Here is a 2,880-nt window from a genome sequence, read left to right as displayed (position 1 = left end):
AACAACTTGTTATGAAAGTCATTGCAACTATTTTAATTGTTTGTGTGATAGCGTTCGTGCTTTTTATTGATGCAATAGCATTTGGCATTATAGGACCAGTTCAAGATTAACAATTCCAGTTTGACAAGGAAGTGCTTTGCATGAAAAAGCGTATATCAAGGATTCTCGGTTTAATAATGCTGATTATAGCTATTGCATTTATAGTGTTTGCATTGAACCATCCAGAAATGAGTTTTCCTTGGAACAATACCATTACTTGGTTACTGTATGGTTTATATATTCTTGTGACAGTCATGTTGCTTATTGCGCCTAAGACGAAGAAGTAAACAATTCGCGTTTGTGGAGCGAAGCGGAACAATGAAAGCCCCAGTGGGGCTTTTAAGTGACAGAACAGTCTTGCGTAGCAAGATGGAGGGGCCTCGCCCCGACAAGTTCCAGTTTGCCGGGCAGACGGACATCTGAATAACACAAAATGAGGGGGCAGCCATGGTACTTTATTTTACGGGAACCGGCAACAGCCGGTATCTGGCGCGGCGCATTGCCGAAGGGTTGGAGATGCCGCTTTACGACCTGAACGCTTGCATCAAGGCAGGGAATACCGCCCCGGTGCAGACTGGCCGGGATGTGGTGCTGGTCACGCCTACCTACGCATGGCGCATCCCCCGGGTGGTGTCGGAGTGGCTGGGCAAGACCGAGCTGACCGGGGCAGAGCGCATCTGGTTTGTGATGGATTGCGGCAGCGAGATCGGCAATGCGGCAGGCTATAACCGGCAGCTTGCGGCGCAAAAGCAGCTGCAGTACATGGGTACAGCTCAGATCATCATGCCGGAAAACTACATTGCCATGTTCAATGCGCCCCAAAAAGAGCAGGCAAAGAGCATCGTGAAGCAGGCAGAGCCTGAACTTCAGAAGGTGCTGACCCAGCTCAAAGCCGGGCAGCAATTTCCTGCGCCGAGAGACAACCTCTACGACCGCTTTATGAGCGGCCCGGTGAACCCGGTGTTCTATCGCTTTTTGGTAAAAGCGGAGGCCTTCCGGGCAACGGAAGCCTGCATCGGCTGCGGTAAGTGCGTGGAGCTGTGCCCCCTGAACAACATCCGTCTGGAAAACGGCAAACCGGTCTGGGGCAAAAACTGTACCCACTGCATGGCGTGCATCTGCTATTGCCCCAAAGAAGCCATCGAGTACGGCAAAAAGAGCAGGGGAAAGCCCCGGTATCACTTTGAAGCGCTGGAAAGGAAGCAGCAGGACGTGTGAAGGAGAGCGGAAATTAGATGAAGTTTTTATACTTGCATGGGTTGGGACAAAAACCAGACAGTTGGGATAGAGTGATAAAAGAAACGACGGTCTCGGATAGAAGCGCCAGCTTGAGCTTGGCAGAGATGCTGGAAGGAAAAGCGGCTACCTATAAGGAGCTGTATACTGCATTCTCAGAAGAGTGCAACAAGGAAAATGACGAAATCGTCTTGTGCGGGCTTTCCTTGGGTGCTGTTCTGGCACTTAATTATGCGATAGACCATCCGAATAAAGTAAAGGCACTGGTGCTAATTGCAGCACAATATAAAATGCCTGAAAAGCTATTGAAGTTCCAGAATATGCTGTTTCGCTTTATGCCGAATACAATGTTCAAGCAATTTGGCCTCAAAAAAGCTGATGTGATCAGTTTGTGCGGTACGATGACGGAATTGGATTTCAGGGATTCATTATGTAAGGTGTCCTGTCCGGTATTGATCGTTTGTGGGGAAAAGGACAACGCAAACAAAAAAGCCTCAAAGGAACTTGCCAGTTATTTGAGCGATTCCCACTTCCATGAACTTCTGAAAGCAGGTCATGAAGCAAACATAGAATCTCCGGAGGAATTGGCAACAGTGTTACAGGAATTTTATGATAATGTCGAATAAACTACGATTCATCAAAGAAAGAGGACTGTAAAATGAACATCGAAGAACGGGCGGCACAGGCTGCCGCATGGAAAGCTACTGGACAGTGCAACTGTGCACAGGCGGTGCTGAAGACATTTGAGGACAAGCTGCCGGTGGATGCCGACACCCTGATGAAGCTGGGCGCAGGCTATGCCGCCGGCATGGGCTGCATGGAGAGCACCTGCGGCGCACTGATCGGCGCTGTGATGGTGGCGGGCATCGTCACCGACGGAAAGGGCACACCCCGAATTTCCAAGGAACTGCTGCAAAACTTTCAGGAAAAGTGCGGTGCTACCATCTGCAAGGATCTGAAGGGGATAGAGAACGGCGCACCGCTGTGCCCGTGCCCGGAGTGCGTCCGCAACGCTGTTCTGGCACTGGGCGAGGTGCTGGGAGAGTAAGATGAAGAAGATCTTGTTTGTTTGCCACGGCAGGATTTACCGGGCATGATGAAAAGTCTCATATCGTCTCATAAGCCCCGTTTTTAAGCGTTTTTTGTGCTTCAGTCTCAAATTTACCAAAGATTTACCAATATTTCTGGAGAGCCAGACTTGCAAAAAAATGAGCCAGAATGAGGAGATTAAAACATGAGCGAATTGAAACCAAGCATAACGGAAAATGGAATTGATTATATCCTTGTTGGAGATTACTACATCCTAGACCTGAAACTGCCGGAAGAACACCGCCCCATTGGAAAGTATGGACGGCTGCACCGGGAATATTTAAGGAAAATCCATCCAGCCCGATTGAACACATTGACCTTGACTGGGGAGTTATGGACATATCTTTCAGACCTGAACGAACAGGCACAGGAACGGTTAGATACCATCATGGAGCAGATGAAAATTGCCGAGGGCGTAACCGAGGAATTAAAGTGTACCCGTCAAATGGAATGGGTGCGGCGGGCCGGAGCGGTCGCAAAGCTGGGGATGGTCAGGAACAGGGGGCTGAACACCAC

The 2,880-nt window shown here is 49.4% G+C and carries 4 protein-coding genes; all 4 read left to right on the top strand.

Annotated features, from left to right (window positions below; all coding sequences use genetic code 11):
• Nucleotides 1-486 precede the first annotated feature (486 nt).
• Nucleotides 487-1,257 carry an EFR1 family ferrodoxin gene (locus tag J3353_RS15785; protein ID WP_156061419.1) on the top strand — a complete coding sequence of 257 codons (771 nt, stop codon included), beginning with the start codon at nucleotides 487-489 and terminating at the stop codon, nucleotides 1,255-1,257.
• A 17-nt stretch (nucleotides 1,258-1,274) separates the two neighbouring features.
• Nucleotides 1,275-1,901 carry an alpha/beta fold hydrolase gene (locus J3353_RS15780; RefSeq protein WP_156061417.1) on the top strand — a complete coding sequence of 209 codons (627 nt, stop codon included), beginning with the start codon at nucleotides 1,275-1,277 and terminating at the stop codon, nucleotides 1,899-1,901.
• Between the two features lie 32 nt (nucleotides 1,902-1,933).
• On the top strand, nucleotides 1,934-2,323 hold the full coding sequence (locus J3353_RS15775) for a C-GCAxxG-C-C family protein (RefSeq protein WP_207685221.1): 390 nt from the start codon (nucleotides 1,934-1,936) through the stop codon (nucleotides 2,321-2,323).
• A gap of 186 nt (nucleotides 2,324-2,509) precedes the next feature.
• Nucleotides 2,510-2,880: TnpV protein (locus J3353_RS15770; protein ID WP_207685220.1), on the top strand; the 371-nt coding region annotated here is incomplete at its 3' end.

The sequence above is a fragment of the Faecalibacterium sp. Marseille-Q4137 genome (genome assembly GCF_017377535.1).
Classification (GTDB): Bacteria; Bacillota; Clostridia; order Oscillospirales; family Ruminococcaceae; genus Faecalibacterium; species Faecalibacterium duncaniae.
This window is presented reverse-complemented; position numbering and strand designations above follow the sequence as displayed.